Source organism: Rathayibacter iranicus NCPPB 2253 = VKM Ac-1602 (assembly GCF_003149025.1).
GTDB lineage: Bacteria > Actinomycetota > Actinomycetes > Actinomycetales > Microbacteriaceae > Rathayibacter > Rathayibacter iranicus.
Map to the genome: position 1 here is coordinate 171,142 of NZ_QGDV01000001.1, position 17,479 is coordinate 188,620.

Below are 17,479 nucleotides of genomic sequence, written 5' to 3' on the forward strand. Positions count from 1 at the left end.
TCAGCTCAGGGGCGCGAGCCGGTAGCCCGCGTCGGCGACGGCGGCGGCGATCTCCTCGCGGCCGAGTGGACGGGAGGAGCTGACGGTAACGGTCGAGACTCCGTCCGGGACGAGTGCGATATCGACGCCGGAGACATCGGGATAGGCGGCCAGTTCTTGCGTGATGCTGCGGACGCAGTGCTCGCAGGTCATACCGGCAACGCCGACGCTCTGCACGGAAGCACCGGATGTCGTGGAGTGCCCGTGGCTTTCGTGGCCCCCGCAGGCTCCACCGCCTCCGCAGGCGCAGCCGCCCTGTGTGCCGCTTGCGGTCAGGCCGAGGTCGATTCTGGTGCTCATGAAGTCCTCCTGCATCGTGCGACCGGGCGGCTCGAATACCCCCCGGGGGTACCTCCATGGTAAGCCGATCACGACTTCCCGGCAAGGTGGAAGAGCGCAGGGGTGAGAATCGTCCGGGCGGGAGGAACCGCCGCACGAGCAGAGGAGGAGAGGTATGGACCCCGCATCGACGCCGCACTGGGGTGCTCCTTCGAGCCGCACGCCACCATCCGTCCCTCTCCCCGCGCGCGTCCGGTTCGAGCCGACCGCCCTGGTCGGCTCTACGCTGCGGGTCGGCGCGCTCCCGGCCAGCCTCCGCGCCCGCATGCGGCAGGCGGCTCCGGAGCGGCAGCGCCGCCTCCTCGCGCTCGCCGACGTGACCGAGGGCTTCGCCGTGCTGCATACCCGCGAGTTCACGCGGGCACTGCGCCGGATCGCTGCTCCGGCCGCCGCGGCCCCCGGCGACGCCGCCTCCGTGCTGGCAGTTGGCCGTGACGGCGTGGAACTTGCTGCCGAGCGCGCCGACGCACTCCGCATCGCCGAGTGGGAGGGGATCGTTTCGGTCGGAGTGGGGACGACGCCCGCGGGCGCGCATCGGGTTCGTGCCCTCGTCCTTGCGGTGCTCGCTCCGGGGAGGGCGCCCGCCGGGTCTGCCGCCGCCCGTGCGGTGGCGGAGGCGCTCGCCGCTCGCCGCCGCCCGCGCACGGTCCTGATCCCGCTTGTCGTCGCCTCGCCGGCCCCGCTGGGTTGGCGCGTCGCGGATGATCGCACGTTCCTCCTCGCGCTTGACCGGTTGCGGCAGGCGCAGGAGGAGCACAGGTGATCCGGGGGCGCTTCCGGTTCGCCGTTGCCGCTCTCGCCACGCTGGGCCTCGGCCTCGCGCTGCGTTTCGTGCTGACGGGGCTGCTCGCCGACATCACCGGGGGAGTGGCCTACGTCGTGCTGGTAGCGCTGCTGGTCGCGGTGCTGCTGCCGCGGATCCCGGCAGTGACGGCCGCGGGGATCGCGCTGGCCTGGTCGATCGCGATGGAGCAGTTGCAGGCGATCGGAGTCGCCTCGCGGCTCGTCGAACTCTGGGCGCCGCTCGCCCTCGTCGTCGGCACTACGTTCTCCTGGCTCGACATCGCGGCCTACGTCCTCGGCGCCGTCGTCGCGGCCGCCGCCGTGACCGCGGTCGCTCCCCGCGAGGTTCCGGAGTGATCCGGGTGCCGAGACGTCCCGCTCTCGCGAAGACACCGCCCGCCGCGGGCAGCGCCGCCGCGATCGTAGGGTTGCTCCATGGATGAGTTGGCCTCCCTCGGCGCGGAAGCACTCGCAGGCGCGCGGAGCGGAAGCCCCGAGGCGCTCGGACTCCCGTCCGCCATCCGCAGGCACGACTACCGCCGCGACCGGCGCATCCCCGAACCTGTCGACCGCTTCGCGACGGGAGAGGAGTATCCCGAGTACCGGGTCGACCTCGAGCGGATTCGGTTCTCGCCCTACTTCGCCCGCCTCTCCGCGGTCACCCAGGTGATCTCTCCCTCTGGAGTCGGCCAAGTCGTGCACAACCGGCTCACCCACTCGATCAAGGTGACCGCGGTAGCCCGCGCCATCGCGATGCAGCTGACCACGACTGATCCAGCACAGCGCGAGCTTGTCGAGCGGCTCGGCGGCTGCGACCCGGTCGTCGTGCAGGCCGCCGCGAGCGCGCACGACCTCGGCCACCCTCCGTTCGGTCACCTCGGCGAGCAGGCGCTCGACCGGCTCGCCCGCGACCGGCTCGGCCTCGTCGAGGGCTTCGAAGGCAATGCGCAGTCGTTCCGGATCCTCTCTGAGCTCGATGTCTGCGAGACGGTGGAGGCGGGACTCAACCTCACGGCCGCGTCCCGCGCCGCCGTCCTCAAGTACCCGTGGGGGCGGACCGTCTGCCGACCGGCCATCGACTCCGCCGACCCGACAGAGCTGCCGCGCGGCTCCACCGCCAGTCGGTGGGAGACCGCACCGCCGAAATTCTCGGCGTACACGCTCGACCTCGACGACATGCTCGACGCGCGCTCTGGCTTCGCGGTGATCGCTCCCTGGCAGCAGACCCTCGAGTGCTCGGTGATGGATGTCGCCGACGACATCGCCTACTCGCTACACGACCTGGACGACTTCTATCGCGCGGGCGTGCTGCAGCAGGCGGCGGTCGCGGTCGAGTTCCGGGCGTTTCTGCGCGAGCAGAACGCGCTGGCTGCGCTCGACGCGGCGGAACTGTGGGCACGGGCGCCCGGGCACTCCCTCGAGATGTTGCGGCGGAGGATGGTCGCGCGGGACCCGTGGATCGCGAGCGACGAGCACTTCCGCGCCTCCGTCGAGCGGGTCTCGACCGAGCTGGTGGAGGGGCTGCTGGCGGTCCCGTTCGACGGCTCGACCCGGACCGAGCGAGCGATCGAGGCGTTCGTTTCCTCCTGGATCGGCCGATTGCAGCGCTCGGTGGTGGTGCTCGCCGAGCCGAACGTCCGCTCGGGCCACCTCTCGCTCCTCCCCGACGCGTGGCACGACGTGACGGTGCTCAAGTTCGTGCACACGCGCTTCGTCATCGACCGGCCAGACTTTGCCACCTACCAGCGCGGTCAGTCGCAGGTGCTCGAGACGCTGGTCACTCACCTCGACGCCTGGCTCGCGGATCCGCGCGATGGCTCACGCGCGCCGCAGAAGCTGCTCGATCTGATCGAGCTCGCGACCGACGGCTACTTCCGGCTGCGCGCCGACCACCCGGACTGGCTGCCGACCGCCGACCGCGGGCGACCGACGTCCGATCCGGCGGTGCTGCATCGGCTCGGGCGGGGCCGCGGGGTCGTCGACTACGTCGCGACGCTCACCGACGAGCAGGCGATGGCACTCGCCGCCCGGCTCCGCGGTGACCGCGAGCCGTGGGCGATGGGTACGTAGCCGCCGGTTCAGCCCTTGTCACGAGCCCAACATGGCCTCCGATTGGGGGTGCCCGCGCCGGTGGGTTGACACCGCGCCCGCCGTGTGTCGCACCCTCTACTGACGCGCAATCACGGGCCAGGAGGGCTTCCGCCGTCGCCGAGTTCGCACGCTGGAGTCGCCCAGCAGCCATCCAGGAAGCGTTACCTGAACGACAGCGTAAAATCACGGAGGCACATGCCAGGATCGACAACTCGACAGGGAGTTCCGTTGGACGGAAACGCAACGACCACGCACCGCAACGTCGCATTGCTCTCCGTCGCGACCACGATGGCTCCGCGAGTGACGACGTCGGCCGAGATCGATGCGCGACTGGCCCCGGCACTCAAGCGCCTCCGACTCCCCACCGGCCTTCTTCAGCGGGTCGCCGGCGTACACGAGCGCCGCAACTGGGGAACGGAGCAGGGCTTTGACGGTGCCGCGATCGATGCCGGCAAGCGGGCCCTGGCCGAGGCGGGCATCCGCCCCGACCAGATCGGGCTGATCATCAATACGTCGGTCACCCGCAAGCACCTCGAGCCGTCGGTCGCCGTGCGCCTGCATCACGGTCTCGGCTTGCCGTCATCGGCCGTCAACTTCGACATCGCCAACGCCTGCCTGGGTTTCGTCAACGGCATAACCCTCGCCGCGCAGCTCATCGACTCCGGACAGATCCGCTACGCGATGATCATTGATGGCGAGGACGCCGACGAGATTCAGGCCAACACCATTGACCGTCTGAGCCGCGATGGCGTCAAGCGCAAGGACTTCATGAGCGAGTTCGCGAGCCTCACCCTCGGCTCGGGCGCCGCCGCCGCGATCCTCGGCCCGGCCGACGAGCACCCCAAGGGGCACCGCATCCTCGGCGGAATCACTCGCGCGGCCACGCAATTCAACGAGCTCTGCGTCGGCAGCGTCGACGGTATGTTCACCGATGCGAAGGCCCTCCTCAAAGGTGGGATGGAACTCGTCGTCTCCGCCTGGAAAGAGGCCACGCGCGACTGGAACTGGGGTGGGATGGACCGCTACATCATGCATCAGGTGTCGGATGTGCACACCAACGCCCTGGTAAAGGCGGTCGGTCTCGATCGCAGCCGCGTCCCCACGACGTACCCGACGCTCGGCAACGTTGGACCCGCGTCGATCCCGATCACCCTCGCGCACGAGGCCGAGACCCTACAGCCCGGCAACCGCGTGCTGCTCATGGGAGTGGGCTCGGGGATCAATACCGCAATGCTCGAGATCGCCTGGTGACCGCGCTTCACCCGGCCGCGCGGATCCGCGGCGCGCTCGGTGCGACCGATGTTGCCCGGCTACCCCCTGCCGGGCTCGACGGGCTCGACCCGGCCTGGTCCCGCCTCGTCGATGCGCCGGACGCGCAGGGGGTGACGCGCCGCTGGCACCTGCTGGACACAGGTAACGAGCTCGGCGTCCGGCCGGTCGGCACGATCCTCTGCGTGCACGGCAACCCGACCTGGTCGTACCTCTGGCGCCGCCTCGCCGCGGCCACGCTCGAGTCCGCTCGCCGGGGCGGTCCCGCGTGGCGCGTGGTCGCGGTCGACCAGCTCGAGATGGGCTTCTCCGAGCGCACGGGTGCACTGCATCCGCTCGCCGACCGCGTACAGGAACTCTCGAACCTGACGTCTGTGCTCGGGCTCGACGATGTCGTCACCCTCGGCCACGACTGGGGCGGAGTCGTGTCGCTGGGCTGGGCCGTGGATCATCCGGAGCAGCTGCGCGGGACGATGCTCCTGAATACCGCGGTCCACCGGAGCGCCGACGCGCCGATCCCCGCGCCGCTGCGGCTCGCGCTCGCCTCGGGCGTCTTGGGCGCGTCCACCGTCGGCACTCCGGCGTTCCTCGAGACGACGCTCGCGCTCGGGCATCCGGCACTGCCGGCGTCCGTCAAAGAGGGGTACCGAAGCCCCTATCGCTCGGCCTCGCGCCGAGGGGGAGTGGGTGGGTTCGTCGCTGATATCCCGGTCGACTCCGCACACCCGAGCGACCCAGAACTCCAGCGCATCGCCGACGGAGTCTGTGCTCTCGCCACTCCCGCCCTGATGCTCTGGGGTCCGCTCGATCCGATCTTCTCTGACCGCTACCTCGATGACCTGGTCGACCGCCTGCCGCACGCTCAAGTGCACCGCTTCGAGGGCGCGGGCCACCTGCTTGCCGAGGACGTCGACTACGCCTCGGCAGTGCTCACCTGGCTCGGCGACCTCGCTGCGGGTGACGACCCTTTCGGCGGTGATCCCGCTCCGGATGTCCGCCGGCCAACAGCGTCCGTCGAGCCGCTGTGGGCGCACCTCGACCGCAACGCAGCGGACGACTCGCTCGCCCTGGTCGAGATGGCGCCTCCCGGAGGTGGCGGGCCGCGCTCGATCTCGTGGCGCCTGCTCTCACAACGAGTCCGCGAGCTGGCCGCGGGGCTCCGGGCCTCCGGTGTCGGTCCTGGCGACCGAGTCTCACTGCTCGTGCCGCCCGGCGCCGATCTCACCGCTGCGCTCTATGCGTGCCTGCGCATCGGAGCCGTCGTGGTCGTCGCCGACGCGGGCCTGGGTCTGCGCGGCCTGACCCGCGCGGTCCGCGGCGCCTGGCCCGACCTCGTGGTGGGCGCCCTGCCGGGGCTGAGCGTCGCACGCGCGTTGCGCTGGCCCGGTGCACGTGTGTCGACGCAGACTCTGCCGCGTGCCTCTGCCGCCGCCCTGGGCGTCGACGCGTCGCTCAGCCAGCTGATCGAGATCGGCCGCGCCGAGCTGGCCGCGGATCCGGAGGCGCTGGGCGAGCCGCCTGCCGCCGACTTGGTCGCCGCGATCCTCTTCACCTCCGGATCGACGGGGCCGGCCAAAGGAGTCGTGTACACGCACCGCCAGCTCGCCGGTGTCCGCGATGCGCTCGCTCGCCAGTACGGAGTGGGCCCGGGCACGGGGCTCGTCGCCGGCTTCGCACCGTTCGCGCTGCTCGGGCCCGCGCTCGGCACGCGCTCCGCGACTCCCGACATGGACGTGACTGCGCCGCGCACCCTGACTGCCGCGGCCGTCGCCGCGGCTGCCGCCCGGGTCGACGCCACCGTGCTGTTTCTCTCTCCCGCCGCCCTCGCCAATGTGGTTGCCACCGCCGACGCGCTCGACGCCGACGATCGGCGTGCGCTCGCGGGCGTCCGCACGTTCCTCTCCGCCGGCGCCCCGGTCTCGGCGGGGCTACTCGGCGAGGCGCAGGCGCTGATGCCGAACGCCTCCGCCCGCACCCCCTACGGCATGACGGAAGCGCTGCTGCTCACCGATACCTCGCTCGAGGGCATCCGCGCCGCCGCGTCCGACGAGGACCCGCGCGGAGGGGTCTGCGTCGGCCCCCCCGCCGCGGGAGTGCGGCTGCGGATCGCCCCGCTCGACTCCGCCGGCCACCCGCTTGACGAACCCGTCGAGATGACCGGGCTCACCGGTGAGATCGTGGTCTCGGCCGGCCACGTCGAGGACCACTATGAGCGGCTCTGGCTGACCGACCGCTCCGCTCGGATCGGCGCTGCCGCGGGCGAGCGCTGGCACCGCACCGGCGACGTCGGCCGGATCGACGCTGATGGCCGACTCTGGGTCGAAGGCCGGCTGCCGCACGTGATCGTCACGGCGGAGGGAGTGGTCACCCCGGTCGGTCCCGAGCAGCGGATCGAGGCGGGGGTCGCTGCCGTCGCCCGCGCCGCCGTCGTGGGGGTCGGTCCGCGCGGCGTCTCGCAACTCGTCGCCGTGGTCGAGCTGCGCTCGGGCGCTCGCCGCGTGGCGTTGGCCGACGCCGGTCTCGCCGCCGCCGTGCGCGCCGCCGTGGGCGCCCGGGTCGCCGCTGTGCTCGTCGTCCCCGCGCTGCCGACCGACATCCGGCACAACTCGAAGATCGACCGGGCCGCACTCGCTCGCTGGGCCGAGGGCGTCCTGGCCGGCGGGCGGATGGCCGCGCCGTGAAGGTTCTGGTGACCGGGGCGAGCGGGCTGCTCGGCGGAGCGGTCGCGGCCGGACTCGTCGCGCAGGGTCACGACGTGCGCACCTTCCAGCGCCGAGCCTCCGGGGTGGTGGGCGTCGAGGAGGCGCGCGGCTCGCTGACCGACCCGCGCGCGGTGGAGGAGGCGGTCGCCGACTCCGAGGCCGTCGTGCACCTCGCCGCCAAGGTCTCGCTGGCGGGTGACCCCGGCGACTTCGACCGCGTCAACATCGACGGGACGCGTCGGCTCCTCGCCGCGGCATCCCGTGCCGGGGTGCGCCGTTTCGTGCAGATTTCGTCCCCCTCGGTCGCGCACGCCGGATCCTCGATCACCGGCGACGACGCCGAGCCCGCGGATCCCGAGCACGCCCGCGGCGACTATGCGCGCACGAAGGCGCGGGCCGAGTTGCTGGCCCTCGCGGCCGACGCGCCGGATTTCGCGGTCGTCGCCGTCCGTCCGCACCTGGTTTGGGGACCGGGGGACACGCAGCTCGTCGCCCGCATCGTCGAGCGCGCTCGCGCCGGCCGACTGCCGTTGCTCGGCCACGGCCAGGCGTTGATCGACTCGACCTACATCGACAACGCCGCCTCTGCGATCATCGCCGCTCTTGGGCGCGCCGAGGAGGTGCACGGCCGCTCCTACGTCGTCACCAACGGCGAGCCGCGGCCCGTCGCCGAACTACTCGCCGGAATCTGCCGCGCATCCGGAGTCGAGCCGCCGCGCTGGTCGGTGCCCGCATCCGTCGCCCGCGTCGCCGGCTCGCTCGTCGAGCGGATCTGGGCCGTCCGCCCCGGCACCGACGAGCCGCCGATGACCCGTTTCCTCGCCGAGCAGCTCTCGACCGCACACTGGTTCGACCAGCGCCGCACCCGCGCCGACCTGCACTGGACCCCCGCCGTCCCCCTCGACGAGGGCCTCCGCCGCCTCCCCGCCCCCATCTCGCCGCCCCACATCTCGCGAAATGTCGCGAGATCGGGTGACACGGACGAGACACCGGTCCGTTCCGGCACATCTCGTCCGTCTGGTGCGATCTCGCGGCGGCCAACGCTCGCGCGCACGCTCGGCGAGCGGATCGGGCGTGCCTCCGTGCATCGAGCGTGCGCCGCGACCCGCTGACGCCGTTCCGGGACACCTCGCGACATTTCGCGGGGGAAGAGGGGCACGGATCAGTCGGCGAGGATGAGGTACAGCGCGCGACGGGTCTCGTCGAGCTTCGCGGAGGCGGCGGCACGCTGCGCCTCGCTCGCCCCGCGGAACTGCTGCACGACGCCCATCAGCTTGCCGATGTTCTCCATGAACGCGCGGTCGGCGTCGCTCGCGCCAGGAGTGGCCTCCCAGGCCGCGGCGAGTTCATCGGCATACTCGCGCACATAGGTGCCGCCCGCATCCGTGAGCTGGTACTCGGTGCCGCGACCCTCGCCGACGGCCGTGATAAGGCCCTCGTCGACGAGCTGCTGGAGGGTGGGGTAAACGGAGCCGGGGCTGGGGCGCCACGACCCGTTCGTCTTCTCGGCGATGGCCTTGATGAGGCCGTAGCCGTTCGAGGAGGCCTCGGCCAGGAGGGAGAGGAGCGCCGCGCGGACATCACCGCGTCGTGCACGCCCTCCGCCGCGGCCGAAAGGACCACCGAAGCCGGGCCCGAAGCCGGGCCCGAAGCCGGGCCCGAAGCCGCGACCGTGGCCGCCGGGTCCGCGTCGCTGCCCGGCGTGCTCGTGACGGGTGGAGTGGTCGCCGTCGCGGGGGTCGCGGCGGTCGTCGGTGAAAAAGGTTCTGGGGTTCATGGATGCACTGCTCTCTGTCGTGGAGGATCCGTGTCGATCGGATCCGGTCGCCCGTCTCGAGCGAGTGCCCGTGATCTGTCGGCGATGTAGTAACGATATATCGCCGCAGTATCGCGAGTCAACTCTTCTCGCGCTCGCTAGCCTGGGAACCTCTCCTCCGGAAGGCCACTCCCATGCCGCTGTCCGATTCCGACCTCGAGGCCGTCCTCGACGCGACCCTGCTCACCGGCGCCGTCCTCACCGACCGCGCGAGCAACCTCGGCAACCTCCGCCGCCTCGCCGCCCGCGAGCCCGCGCACCTCTACGGCGTCGACGTTGCCGAGCACTGGACGCTCGAGAGCCTGCTCGCCCTGATGGGCGAGCGCGTCGGGATCAGCACCGACCCCTCGTTCGAGAGCGGCCAGGACCGCATCGACGCTCGGCTCACCGTCGAGCGCCTTGCCCGCTACCGCGACCGCTTCTCCTCCGCCGTGCGCCAGGGCGCGCTACTCCTGTTCGCCACGGCTCACCCGGCCACGCTGATGGACGTCTACCGCCGGTTCGCCTCGGCTGCGACGGCTGCGGGTGCCCGTGTGCTCGACGTCAATGCGCTGCCCTTCGCCTCGCCGGATGGCATCCGCGTGCCACTCGCCGACAAACACCAGGCGCTGTGGTGCACGGGCGGCGTGACCTGCGCCTACCGCGGCGGGAGTCTGCTGCACACTCACTCTCCCGAGCCGATGGACGCGCTGCTCGTTCGCCTCGACGAGCTCGGCATCCGCCCGGACCTGGTCATCGCCGATCATGGATGGGCGGGTGCGGCCGGTCGCCGAGGGTTCCCCGTCCTCGCAATCGCCGACTGCAACGACCCGGCGGTTTTCGTGGCGGAGGCGCAAGGCTCGATCGAGGTGGTCGTCCCCCTCGATGACGGGCTCGCCGTGCACCTCTACGATCCGGTGATCGACTATGTCGTGGCCGGAGTCTCGGAGCCCGCCCGCACTTCCGGCTCGTAGGATCACAGGTGGCTCGTCGCGATCCCACGGATCCGACGAGCCGACCGCGTTCCCGAGTCCCCGATTCGCCACCACTGCAGACGGAGCATCCGTGACCCAGCCCCAGGACGGCCTCCTTCCGCGCTTCGCCGTCGGCGTCGACATCGGCGGAACCTCGATCAAGGCCTCCCTGGTCGACGTCACCACCGGTGAGCGCGCGGCTCACCGCCTCGCAGTGGCGAATCCGCTCGGCAAGGAGCCGGAGGACTTTGCGACCGCCATCGCGCGCATCGTCCGCGATGTCTCACCGATCGCGGGCACGCCCGTTGGCGTCGGCTTCCCGGGCATCGTGCGCGGAGGGATCATCCGCCAGACCACGCACGTCTCGCAGCGCTGGGTCGGCCTCGATGCTCAGGCCCTCCTCTCGGAGGCGACCGGGGTCGACGTCGTGGTCGTCAACGACGCGGACGCGGCCGCTGTCGCCGAGCGCGAGTTCGGCGCGATGCGCGGCCGCGAGGGTCTGCTCCTCCTGACCACTCTCGGGACGGGAATCGGCACGGCGCTGGTGCACGAGGGCGTCGTCATCCCCAACTCCGAACTCGGCCATGTCCATATCGACGGCCCCGACTTCGAGCCGCGCGTCGGCTTCTCTGCGGTGCGCCGAGAGGGGATCACGCTCGAGGAGTGGGCGGCCCGCCTCAGCGTTTACTACCGCCACCTCGAGATGTTGCTCTCGCCCCAACTCTTCGTGATCGGAGGCGCGGCCGCACACGTTTTCGACGAGTTCGCCGGCTTCCTCGACATCGGTACCGACATCGTGCCCGCCCGCTTCGGCAACGACGCGGGCTTCACCGGCGCCGCAATGGTCGCGGTCTCCCCGGACCGCCTCGCCCCCTGGTACCGCTCCACGCGTGGCGCCTGCCTCGACCCCAACGCCCCCGCTATAGCCGACTGACCCCCCCTCCGTCTCCCGCCACCGTGGGAACCCCCGACCGTCGAGACCGCCCGTACTACCGGGCTCCCCCGAGCGTTCGGGGTTCCCTCGGCACAGGCCGCGCACGGTCAGCGCGCCAGCAACCGCCGGTAGATGCCGTCGAGGCGAGCTGCCGCCGCGCCCCAGGAGTGGAGCGACGCCCATTCCACGCCGCCGCGGCCGAGCCGGGTCAGCTCCCCGCCGTCATCCAGCAGCGCACGCATCGCCTCCGCCCACACGTCAGGGTCGTCGGAGTCGAGCAGCACCCCGCTCATGTCGTCGCGCACCGCATCCACCAGACCGGTCGTCCGCCGCGCCAGCACAGGCGTCCCGCTCGCTGCCGCCTCCAGCGCGATCAACCCGAATGTCTCGGCCGCCGACGGCACCAGCGCCAGCCGAGCATTCCGGAGCCGCCGAGCCACCAGCTCCCGGCCGGCCGGCCCGTCGATCAGTACCCGGTCGCCGAGCGGAGCCGCCGCGGCACGCACCGCGTCGAGGTACGCCTCCCGTCCCGGAGCCGCCCCACCCACCAGCCGCAGCACGGGCCGCGAGGACGGCGCCATGGCCGCGAGCGCCCTGACGGCGAGAAGCTGCCCCTTCAGCGGCTGAACCCGGCCGACCAGCACGATGCCAGCACGCGCGCCACCTCCCGGCCGAAACCGTGCCGCCACGCCGGGCGGCACGACGACCACGCGCGACGGATCCGCGCCGTAGCGCCCCACGACGTCGTCCCGTTCGGAGACGCCCGCCACCACGATCGTGTCGGCTGCGGCGAGTACCGAGCGTTCCGCGTCGATCCGTCTCTGCGGCTCCGGCACGTCCCCAGGCGCGATTCGCGCGTTCTTGGCGAGCGAACTCGAGTGCATCGAGTGCACGTGTGGCAGGCCGGTGAGCATCCCGGCGAGGCCTGAGACCCAGTAGTGCGAGTGCACCACGTCAGCTCCTGCCGCCGCCCGTGCGAACTGCGCTGCCGCGGACGCCAGCGCGTACTTATCTCCCGTCGCCACCGGCACGCCGACCACCCGCACGCCCGGAGCCAGCAGGCGTACGTCGTCGCCGCGGGTCAGCACCTCGATCTCCCAGCCGAGTGCCGCCAGCTCGGGCAGTACCGCCGCCAGGTACACGTTCATCCCGCCCGCGTCACCCATCGACGGCTGCTCGAGCGGGGAGGTGTGCGCCGAGACGACGGACAGGCGAGGCATCCCTCCATCGTAGGCAGGCCTCCGAGTCGTCCGCGGATCCCGTCGCACGGCTCGCGGAGTCTTCGAGATCGGGTTGAATAGACGGATGCGCTCGTTTTGAGCGCGGAAAGCATGAGGTTCATGGCCCGCCAGAGTCCCCCCGGGAAGGTGCTGCCGTTGGCCGCACCCGGGTCAGCGACCGCCGGGCACGAGCCCTTCTCCGATCAGGACATCCGCTCGCTCGTCGGCTCGGCCGCCTTCGCCAGGGGCGTCGCCTACGCCGCAGAGGGCCGCGTGCGCGAACTTCAGTGGTTCGGCGGGCGTACTCGTCTCTTCGGCCAGGTCCGCGGATCCGAGCGCTCGCCCTACGCGGTGAGCGTGCAGCTCCGCGACGAGGGTGAGCACTGGAGCCTGCTCGGCGGGGCCTGCAGCTGCCCGGTGAGCCACGAGTGCAAGCATGTCGCTGCCGTCCTCCTCGAGGCCCTGCGTCGCGAGCGCGAGGGCGGAACGGCCGGCCCTGTCTCCGGAGAGGCAGCCGACGCGGTTCCGGAGTGGCGCAGCGTGCTCGCCCCGCTCCTCGCGGGCGCGGAGCGCTCGCACACCGGCATCCCGCTCGGCCTACAGTTCGAGTTGCTTCCCGGCGAGCCCGTGCGCCGTCCGCCGGGCCGCTACAACTCCTACCGACCACCGCCCGAGCCGCGCCCACGCCTGGGCGTTCGACCGGTGCGGATGGGGGACCGCGACCGCTGGGTGCGCACTGGCGCCAGTTGGCGCGACCTCGGCTACCTGCATTACAGCCACGACTACGACGAGCGCCAGATCGACCTGATCCGCGAGATGCAGGCGCTGCTCTCGGGTCACAGCGCCTCGAGCTACTACTCGCCCGATACCTGGCTCTACCTCGACCAGTGCCGGAGTGAGGCCATCTGGGCGGCGCTGCACGGCGCTGTGCGCTCGGGTATCGGCCTGGTGATGGGCGATCGCGACCAGACCGCCCTAAAGATCCTCGACACCACCGCCACCGCCTCGATCGACGTTACCCGGACCGCCGCAGGCCTAGAGCTGCGCTCACTGGTCGCGATCGGCGACCACCCGGCTCCGGAGGAGTTCGGTTTCATCGGCGATCCCGCCGTCGGCCTTTACACCTGGGAGGGCGGCGACGAGTTCCGCGCTCGTCCCGTCACGCTCATCCCGTTCGCTGCCCCGCTGCTGTCGTCGGCGCGCACGTTCCTGTGGAGCCGTGAGGCCATTCGCATCCCGGCGGAGGAGGAGGCGGCGTTCCTCACTGAGCATTACCAGCGCTTGCACCGCCTGTTCGACATCGTCTCGCTCGATGGCTCCTTCGAGGCGCCGCCGGTCCCGCAGCCGCGTTTGGGCCTCACACTCGAGCACACCGAGGGCGCAGGTTTGCGTGGCTCGTGGTGGTGGCGCTACGGAGTCGAGGGAGCGCGCGGCGCCGACGCCGAGCGCCTGCCGCTGCGGATCGGCGAGGACGCGGGCTACCGCGACCCTGAGGCCGAGCAGCGCGTCCTCGATTCCCTTGTCGGAGCCGGCCTCGACCCGGAGTCGACCCCGGCGCTTGTCTCGCCGTCGAGCCGTCGCCTGCGCCCGACCTTCGACCTGCGCGGAATGCCGACTGTCGACTTCCTGACCGGCGAGTTCGAGCGCCTCCGCGAGCTCGGAACGGTCGAGATCGAGGAAGTCGGCGAGCGGGTCGACTACCGGGAGGCGCTCACTGCGCCGGTTGTCGCCGTGCAGACCGTCGCTCAGCCCGATAGTCGCGACTGGTTCAACCTCGAGATCTCGGTCACCGTCAATGATGAGGCGGTGCCCCTGGCCGAAATCTTCCTTGCACTCGCCCGGGGCGACGAGTACATGGTGTTGCCCAGCGGCGTCTACTTCGCTCTCGACGATGAGCGCTTCGGCCGCCTCCGCGAGCTGATTGCCGAGGCGCGCGAACTCTCCGACGATCCGAGCGAGACCCTTCGGATCAGCCGGTTCCAATCCTCCCTCTGGGATGAACTGGTCGAACTCGGCGTCGTGGAGGCGCAGGCTGCGGCGTGGCGTCGCTCCATTGAAGGCCTCTCCGGATTCACTGCCACGGGTGCCCTGGAGTCGCGCGCGCTCCCCGAGGGCTTCGAGGTCGAGCTACGGCCCTACCAGCAGCTCGGCTACGACTGGCTCTCGTTCCTCTACGACAACCAGCTCGGCGGCGTCCTCGCCGACGACATGGGCCTGGGTAAGACTGTGCAGTCGCTCGCGCTCGTCACTCGAGTGATGCAGGAGCAGCGCGCCGCGGCCCAGGAGGCGGGCACGTCGCCGCGTCCGTTCCTCGTCGTGGCGCCAACCAGTGTCGTGCCCAACTGGGTCGGCGAGGCCAAGCGTTTCGCTCCTGGTCTGCGGGTGGTCGGTATCGATGAGACGTCGAAAAAGAAGCGGAGGGCGCTCACGAGCGTCATCGGTGAAGCCGAGTTAGTCATCACGTCCTACGCCCTGTTTCGCCTCGATTACGAGTCGTACTCGAGCATCCAGTGGTCGGGACTCCTGCTCGACGAGGCCCAGTTCGTGAAGAACCGGCAGTCGGCGACGCATCAGCTCGCCCGCCGGCTCGACGTGCCCTTCAAGCTCGCCATCACGGGCACTCCGATGGAGAACAACGTGATGGAGCTGTGGTCGCTCCTCTCGATCGTCGCGCCGGGCCTGTTCCCCTCGCCCGCGGGCTTCGCCGAGTTCTACCAAAAGCCGATCGAGCGCGAGGCCGACACCGAGAAGCTCGCGCAGCTGCGGCGACGCATCCGCCCCCTGATGCTGCGGCGCACCAAAGAACTCGTCGCCAAGGAGTTGCCGCCTAAGCAGGAGCAGACCCTTGAGGTCGAGCTCGGCCCCAAGCAGCGCAAGGTGTATGACACCTACCTGGCGCGGGAGCGGCAGCGTGTGTTGGGCCTGATCGGTGACTTCGAAAAGAACCGTTTCGCCATCTTCCGCGCCCTCACCGTCCTGCGCCAGGTCGCGCTCGACGCCGCGCTAGTCGATGAGGCGCACGAGAGCGTTCCTTCGACCAAGCTCGATTTGCTCGACGAACTGCTCGATGACGCTCTCGGCGAGGGACACCGCGTGCTGGTGTTCAGCCAGTTCACCCGCTTCCTCGGCCGTGTGCGCTCCCGGCTCGACGCCGCGGGGATCGACTACGCCTATCTCGACGGCGCGACGAAGAAGCGCGACGAAGTGATCGAGCGGTTCCGGTCCGGCGAGGCCGGCGTCTTCCTCATTTCGCTGAAGGCGGGCGGCTTCGGTCTCAACCTCACCGAGGCCGATTACTGCATCCTGCTCGATCCGTGGTGGAATCCGGCGACGGAGTCGCAGGCCGTCGACCGTGCGCACCGTATCGGCCAGACCCGCTCGGTGATGGTCTACCGACTCGTCGCGAAGGACACGATCGAGGAGAAGGTCATGGCCCTCAAGGAGGCGAAGGCCGCGCTTTTCGCCGCCGTCATGTCCGATGACGGTGCGGCCGCCACCGGCGGGATCACCGCGGAGGACGTTCGCGAGCTGCTGGGCTGAGCTATTCCCGTACCTGCTCGAGCAGGGTCGCGACGGCCGCGCGGGTGTCGGCGGAGAGGCGTCCGAGCCGGTGCGCCGCGCGGATCGACGGGGATCGGTACGGATGTGCGAGTCTCCGTGCCGCGGTGCAGGGCAGCGCGAACTCTGCCACCACTCTCGCGTCGATGCCGTCGAGGCCACCGTCATCGCGTCGGAAGAGCAACTCACGCCCCTCGCGGGCGAGAGTCTCGGGCAGATCGGCCTCGCCGAGGGGAAGGCGCAGCACCGCCAGCAGTCCGGCAGCGAGCATTCGACGCGGCAGCGGACGTCCGAGGCGCGACGCCGCGTGCACAGTGAAGAAGTCGGCCTGCCGCTCCAGGATGCCGGTGATCGTCTCGGCGAGCCGCTCCATCTCGGGGTGCAGCGAAAGCCGAGCGAGCCTGCGGTAGGCGTGGACGGCGACACGCGCATCCACTGCCAGCGCGAGCGCGATCGGGCCCGCCAGCGCGGCGTAGGCACGCTCGGGCAGCGGATGCGCACCCGCCGGAGGCTCGGGCGGGTGGATATCGATGCCGCGGATCTGCGGTGAGGCCGCCAGCACGTCACCGAGCGCGTCAGCGATTCGCAGCCGTTCGGCTGCCCAGATGCTCGCGAAGGCGCGTATCTGCTCAGTGGGATGGGCGCGCACAACGGGCAGCACGCGGGCGACGGCGGCATGTTCGATCGCGCGGAGGAACGCGGTGGCGACGATCGCCTCCCGGTCCAGCGGCGCGTCCTCAAACTCTTTCAGGGAGAAGTACGTGCTGAGGCCGCGCTGCGCGTTGCGACGGTGGTCGTCGAGATCGAACGGTTCCACCATGCCCACGTCTGCTCCTCTACTGAGTCGTCTTGTCCATCCTGGGCCCCACCGGCGACAGGCGGAAGAGAACGCGCCATGCCTGCGACACTGTGCTGGACGGCCGCTCCTGGTCGGAGACGCGTTCGCTAGCCTCGACGCATGAGCGTGGTCGCACCTCCTCCCCGAGCCCTGGTGAGCGGAGTCGCGGGGGGCCTCCTCCTGATGGCGGTGTTCACGATGTGGTGGGCGAGCGACACCTTTACTGGATGGCCGGTGCCGGCCGCGATGGTGGTCACCGTGTTCTGCGCCTGTGCTGCAGTGCTCTTCGTGGTGCAGGCCTTTCGCCTGCTGATCGCGCGCTCTCGGATGTCCCCGGAGCGGACCGATTCCGACCGTGCTACAAAGCCGAACGGTGCGCTCTTTGGCGCGGTCTTCGCGGCGGAGGGAGTGCTCATCGGAGTCGCGGTCGGCATCCTCGGTGCGCACGGGCTCAACCGGTTCCTCGTCCCAGGGATCGCGGTGATCGTCGGGCTGCACTTCTTCCCGATGGCGCGTATCTTCGGCCGCACTCTCGATCTCTGGCTCGCGACTTGGACGACGCTCGTCGGCGCGGTCGGCGTCGTGGTCGTGCTGTTCGACGGTTCCACCTGGCCGGTCGTCTGGTCGTGGGTGGGCGCGGGTGCGGCGGCGGCGACATTCGCCTACGGCGCCTCCATGTCGTGCTTCGCGCAGCGCCTCCTCGCGAGCACCTAAGCCGGTCTCCGCATTCAGCGTCGTTGCAACCACGCCGAACAGAGCGTCGGAGTCGGGCGCCGACACTTCGCCTATGACAACGGAGTCGATGGAGGTCCGCAAGACGCGGTACGCCGAGCAGGCACCGCAGGTGCCAGGATCCACGGCCAATGCCATCGCTGGCGTAGAGGGGCCACCACGACACGATCGCCTGCCACTACCACGAACCTCTCGGCGTGGGCGG

The 17,479-nt window shown here is 70.8% G+C and carries 13 protein-coding genes and 1 pseudogene; 10 read left to right on the forward strand and 4 right to left on the reverse strand.

The features are described from left to right. Positions 1–339: a heavy-metal-associated domain-containing protein gene (locus B0H03_RS16990; RefSeq protein ID WP_104266238.1), complete on the reverse strand. Its 339-nt coding sequence runs from the start codon at positions 337–339 to the stop codon at positions 1–3. A gap of 154 nt (positions 340–493) precedes the next feature. On the opposite strand from B0H03_RS16990, the gene B0H03_RS00865 reads away from it, so the two are divergent. The 6 genes and pseudogenes from B0H03_RS00865 to B0H03_RS00890 all read left to right on the forward strand — a co-directional run. Next, positions 494–1,141 (forward strand): hypothetical protein, encoded by a 648-nt coding sequence (locus tag B0H03_RS00865; protein ID WP_104266239.1) that lies wholly within the window; start codon positions 494–496, stop codon positions 1,139–1,141. Further along, a complete protein-coding gene (locus B0H03_RS00870; protein WP_104266240.1) occupies positions 1,138–1,518 on the forward strand; it encodes a DUF2809 domain-containing protein in 381 nt (126 codons plus the stop codon). The genes B0H03_RS00865 and B0H03_RS00870 overlap by 4 nt, the downstream gene beginning before the upstream one ends. Before the next feature lie 78 nt (positions 1,519–1,596). After that, positions 1,597–3,231, forward strand: a complete 1,635-nt coding sequence (locus B0H03_RS00875) for a deoxyguanosinetriphosphate triphosphohydrolase family protein (protein WP_104266241.1) — start codon at positions 1,597–1,599, stop codon at positions 3,229–3,231. Between the two features lie 216 nt (positions 3,232–3,447). Beyond that, positions 3,448–4,503 (forward strand): 3-oxoacyl-ACP synthase III, encoded by a 1,056-nt coding sequence (locus B0H03_RS00880; protein WP_104266242.1) that lies wholly within the window; start codon positions 3,448–3,450, stop codon positions 4,501–4,503. Continuing rightward, positions 4,500–7,202, forward strand: coding sequence for an alpha/beta fold hydrolase (locus B0H03_RS00885; RefSeq protein ID WP_241560472.1), 2,703 nt, complete (start codon positions 4,500–4,502; stop codon positions 7,200–7,202). The genes B0H03_RS00880 and B0H03_RS00885 overlap by 4 nt, the downstream gene beginning before the upstream one ends. After that, positions 7,199–8,146, forward strand: a pseudogene (locus tag B0H03_RS00890) (NAD-dependent epimerase/dehydratase family protein); the annotation flags it as partial. The gene B0H03_RS00885 and the pseudogene B0H03_RS00890, both read left to right, overlap by 4 nt. Positions 8,147–8,385: 239 nt before the next feature. Here B0H03_RS00890 and B0H03_RS00895 read toward each other — a convergent pair. Then, entirely contained in the window at positions 8,386–9,000 is a 615-nt protein-coding gene (locus tag B0H03_RS00895) for a PadR family transcriptional regulator (RefSeq protein WP_104266259.1), read from the reverse strand. A gap of 173 nt (positions 9,001–9,173) precedes the next feature. Between B0H03_RS00895 and B0H03_RS00900 the strand changes: the two genes are divergently transcribed. Both B0H03_RS00900 and B0H03_RS00905 read left to right on the forward strand, forming a co-directional pair. Further along, positions 9,174–9,992 carry a phosphatase gene (locus B0H03_RS00900; protein WP_104266260.1) on the forward strand — a complete coding sequence of 273 codons (819 nt, stop codon included), beginning with the start codon at positions 9,174–9,176 and terminating at the stop codon, positions 9,990–9,992. A gap of 91 nt (positions 9,993–10,083) precedes the next feature. Next, positions 10,084–10,926 carry an ROK family protein gene (locus B0H03_RS00905; RefSeq protein WP_241560473.1) on the forward strand — a complete coding sequence of 281 codons (843 nt, stop codon included), beginning with the start codon at positions 10,084–10,086 and terminating at the stop codon, positions 10,924–10,926. 107 nt (positions 10,927–11,033) lie between these two features. Here B0H03_RS00905 and B0H03_RS00910 read toward each other — a convergent pair whose 3' ends face one another. Further along, positions 11,034–12,146, reverse strand: coding sequence for a glycosyltransferase (locus B0H03_RS00910; protein WP_104266262.1), 1,113 nt, complete (start codon positions 12,144–12,146; stop codon positions 11,034–11,036). Between the two features lie 120 nt (positions 12,147–12,266). Here B0H03_RS00910 and B0H03_RS00915 point away from each other — a divergent pair, with 120 nt between their 5' ends. Beyond that, on the forward strand, positions 12,267–15,686 hold the full coding sequence (locus B0H03_RS00915; RefSeq protein WP_104266263.1) for a DEAD/DEAH box helicase: 3,420 nt from the start codon (positions 12,267–12,269) through the stop codon (positions 15,684–15,686). Between the two features lies 1 nt (position 15,687). Here the strand turns inward: B0H03_RS00915 and B0H03_RS00920 are convergent, their stop codons facing one another. Then, positions 15,688–16,524 carry a hypothetical protein gene (locus tag B0H03_RS00920; RefSeq protein ID WP_104266264.1) on the reverse strand — a complete coding sequence of 279 codons (837 nt, stop codon included), beginning with the start codon at positions 16,522–16,524 and terminating at the stop codon, positions 15,688–15,690. Positions 16,525–16,662: 138 nt separating this feature from the next. On the opposite strand from B0H03_RS00920, the gene B0H03_RS00925 reads away from it, so the two are divergent. Continuing rightward, positions 16,663–17,256: a hypothetical protein gene (locus B0H03_RS00925; RefSeq protein WP_109714832.1), complete on the forward strand. Its 594-nt coding sequence runs from the start codon at positions 16,663–16,665 to the stop codon at positions 17,254–17,256. The last annotated feature ends 223 nt before the right edge of the window (positions 17,257–17,479 follow it).

Bases quoted from the DNA above. Each gene is read 5' to 3' on its own strand.
- B0H03_RS00925 (WP_109714832.1), top strand. From the start codon at position 16,663: ATGAGCGTGGTCGCACCTCCTCCCCGAGCCCTGGTGAGCGGAGTCGCG.
- B0H03_RS00865 (WP_104266239.1), top strand. From the start codon at position 494: ATGGACCCCGCATCGACGCCGCACTGGGGTGCTCCTTCGAGCCGCACG.
- B0H03_RS00910 (WP_104266262.1), bottom strand. From the start codon at position 12,146: ATGCCTCGCCTGTCCGTCGTCTCGGCGCACACCTCCCCGCTCGAGCAG.
- B0H03_RS00895 (WP_104266259.1), bottom strand. From the start codon at position 9,000: ATGAACCCCAGAACCTTTTTCACCGACGACCGCCGCGACCCCCGCGAC.
- B0H03_RS00920 (WP_104266264.1), bottom strand. From the start codon at position 16,524: ATGGTGGAACCGTTCGATCTCGACGACCACCGTCGCAACGCGCAGCGC.
- B0H03_RS00900 (WP_104266260.1), top strand. From the start codon at position 9,174: ATGCCGCTGTCCGATTCCGACCTCGAGGCCGTCCTCGACGCGACCCTG.
- B0H03_RS16990 (WP_104266238.1), bottom strand. From the start codon at position 339: ATGAGCACCAGAATCGACCTCGGCCTGACCGCAAGCGGCACACAGGGC.
- B0H03_RS00875 (WP_104266241.1), top strand. From the start codon at position 1,597: ATGGATGAGTTGGCCTCCCTCGGCGCGGAAGCACTCGCAGGCGCGCGG.
- B0H03_RS00915 (WP_104266263.1), top strand. From the start codon at position 12,267: ATGGCCCGCCAGAGTCCCCCCGGGAAGGTGCTGCCGTTGGCCGCACCC.
- B0H03_RS00880 (WP_104266242.1), top strand. From the start codon at position 3,448: ATGCCAGGATCGACAACTCGACAGGGAGTTCCGTTGGACGGAAACGCA.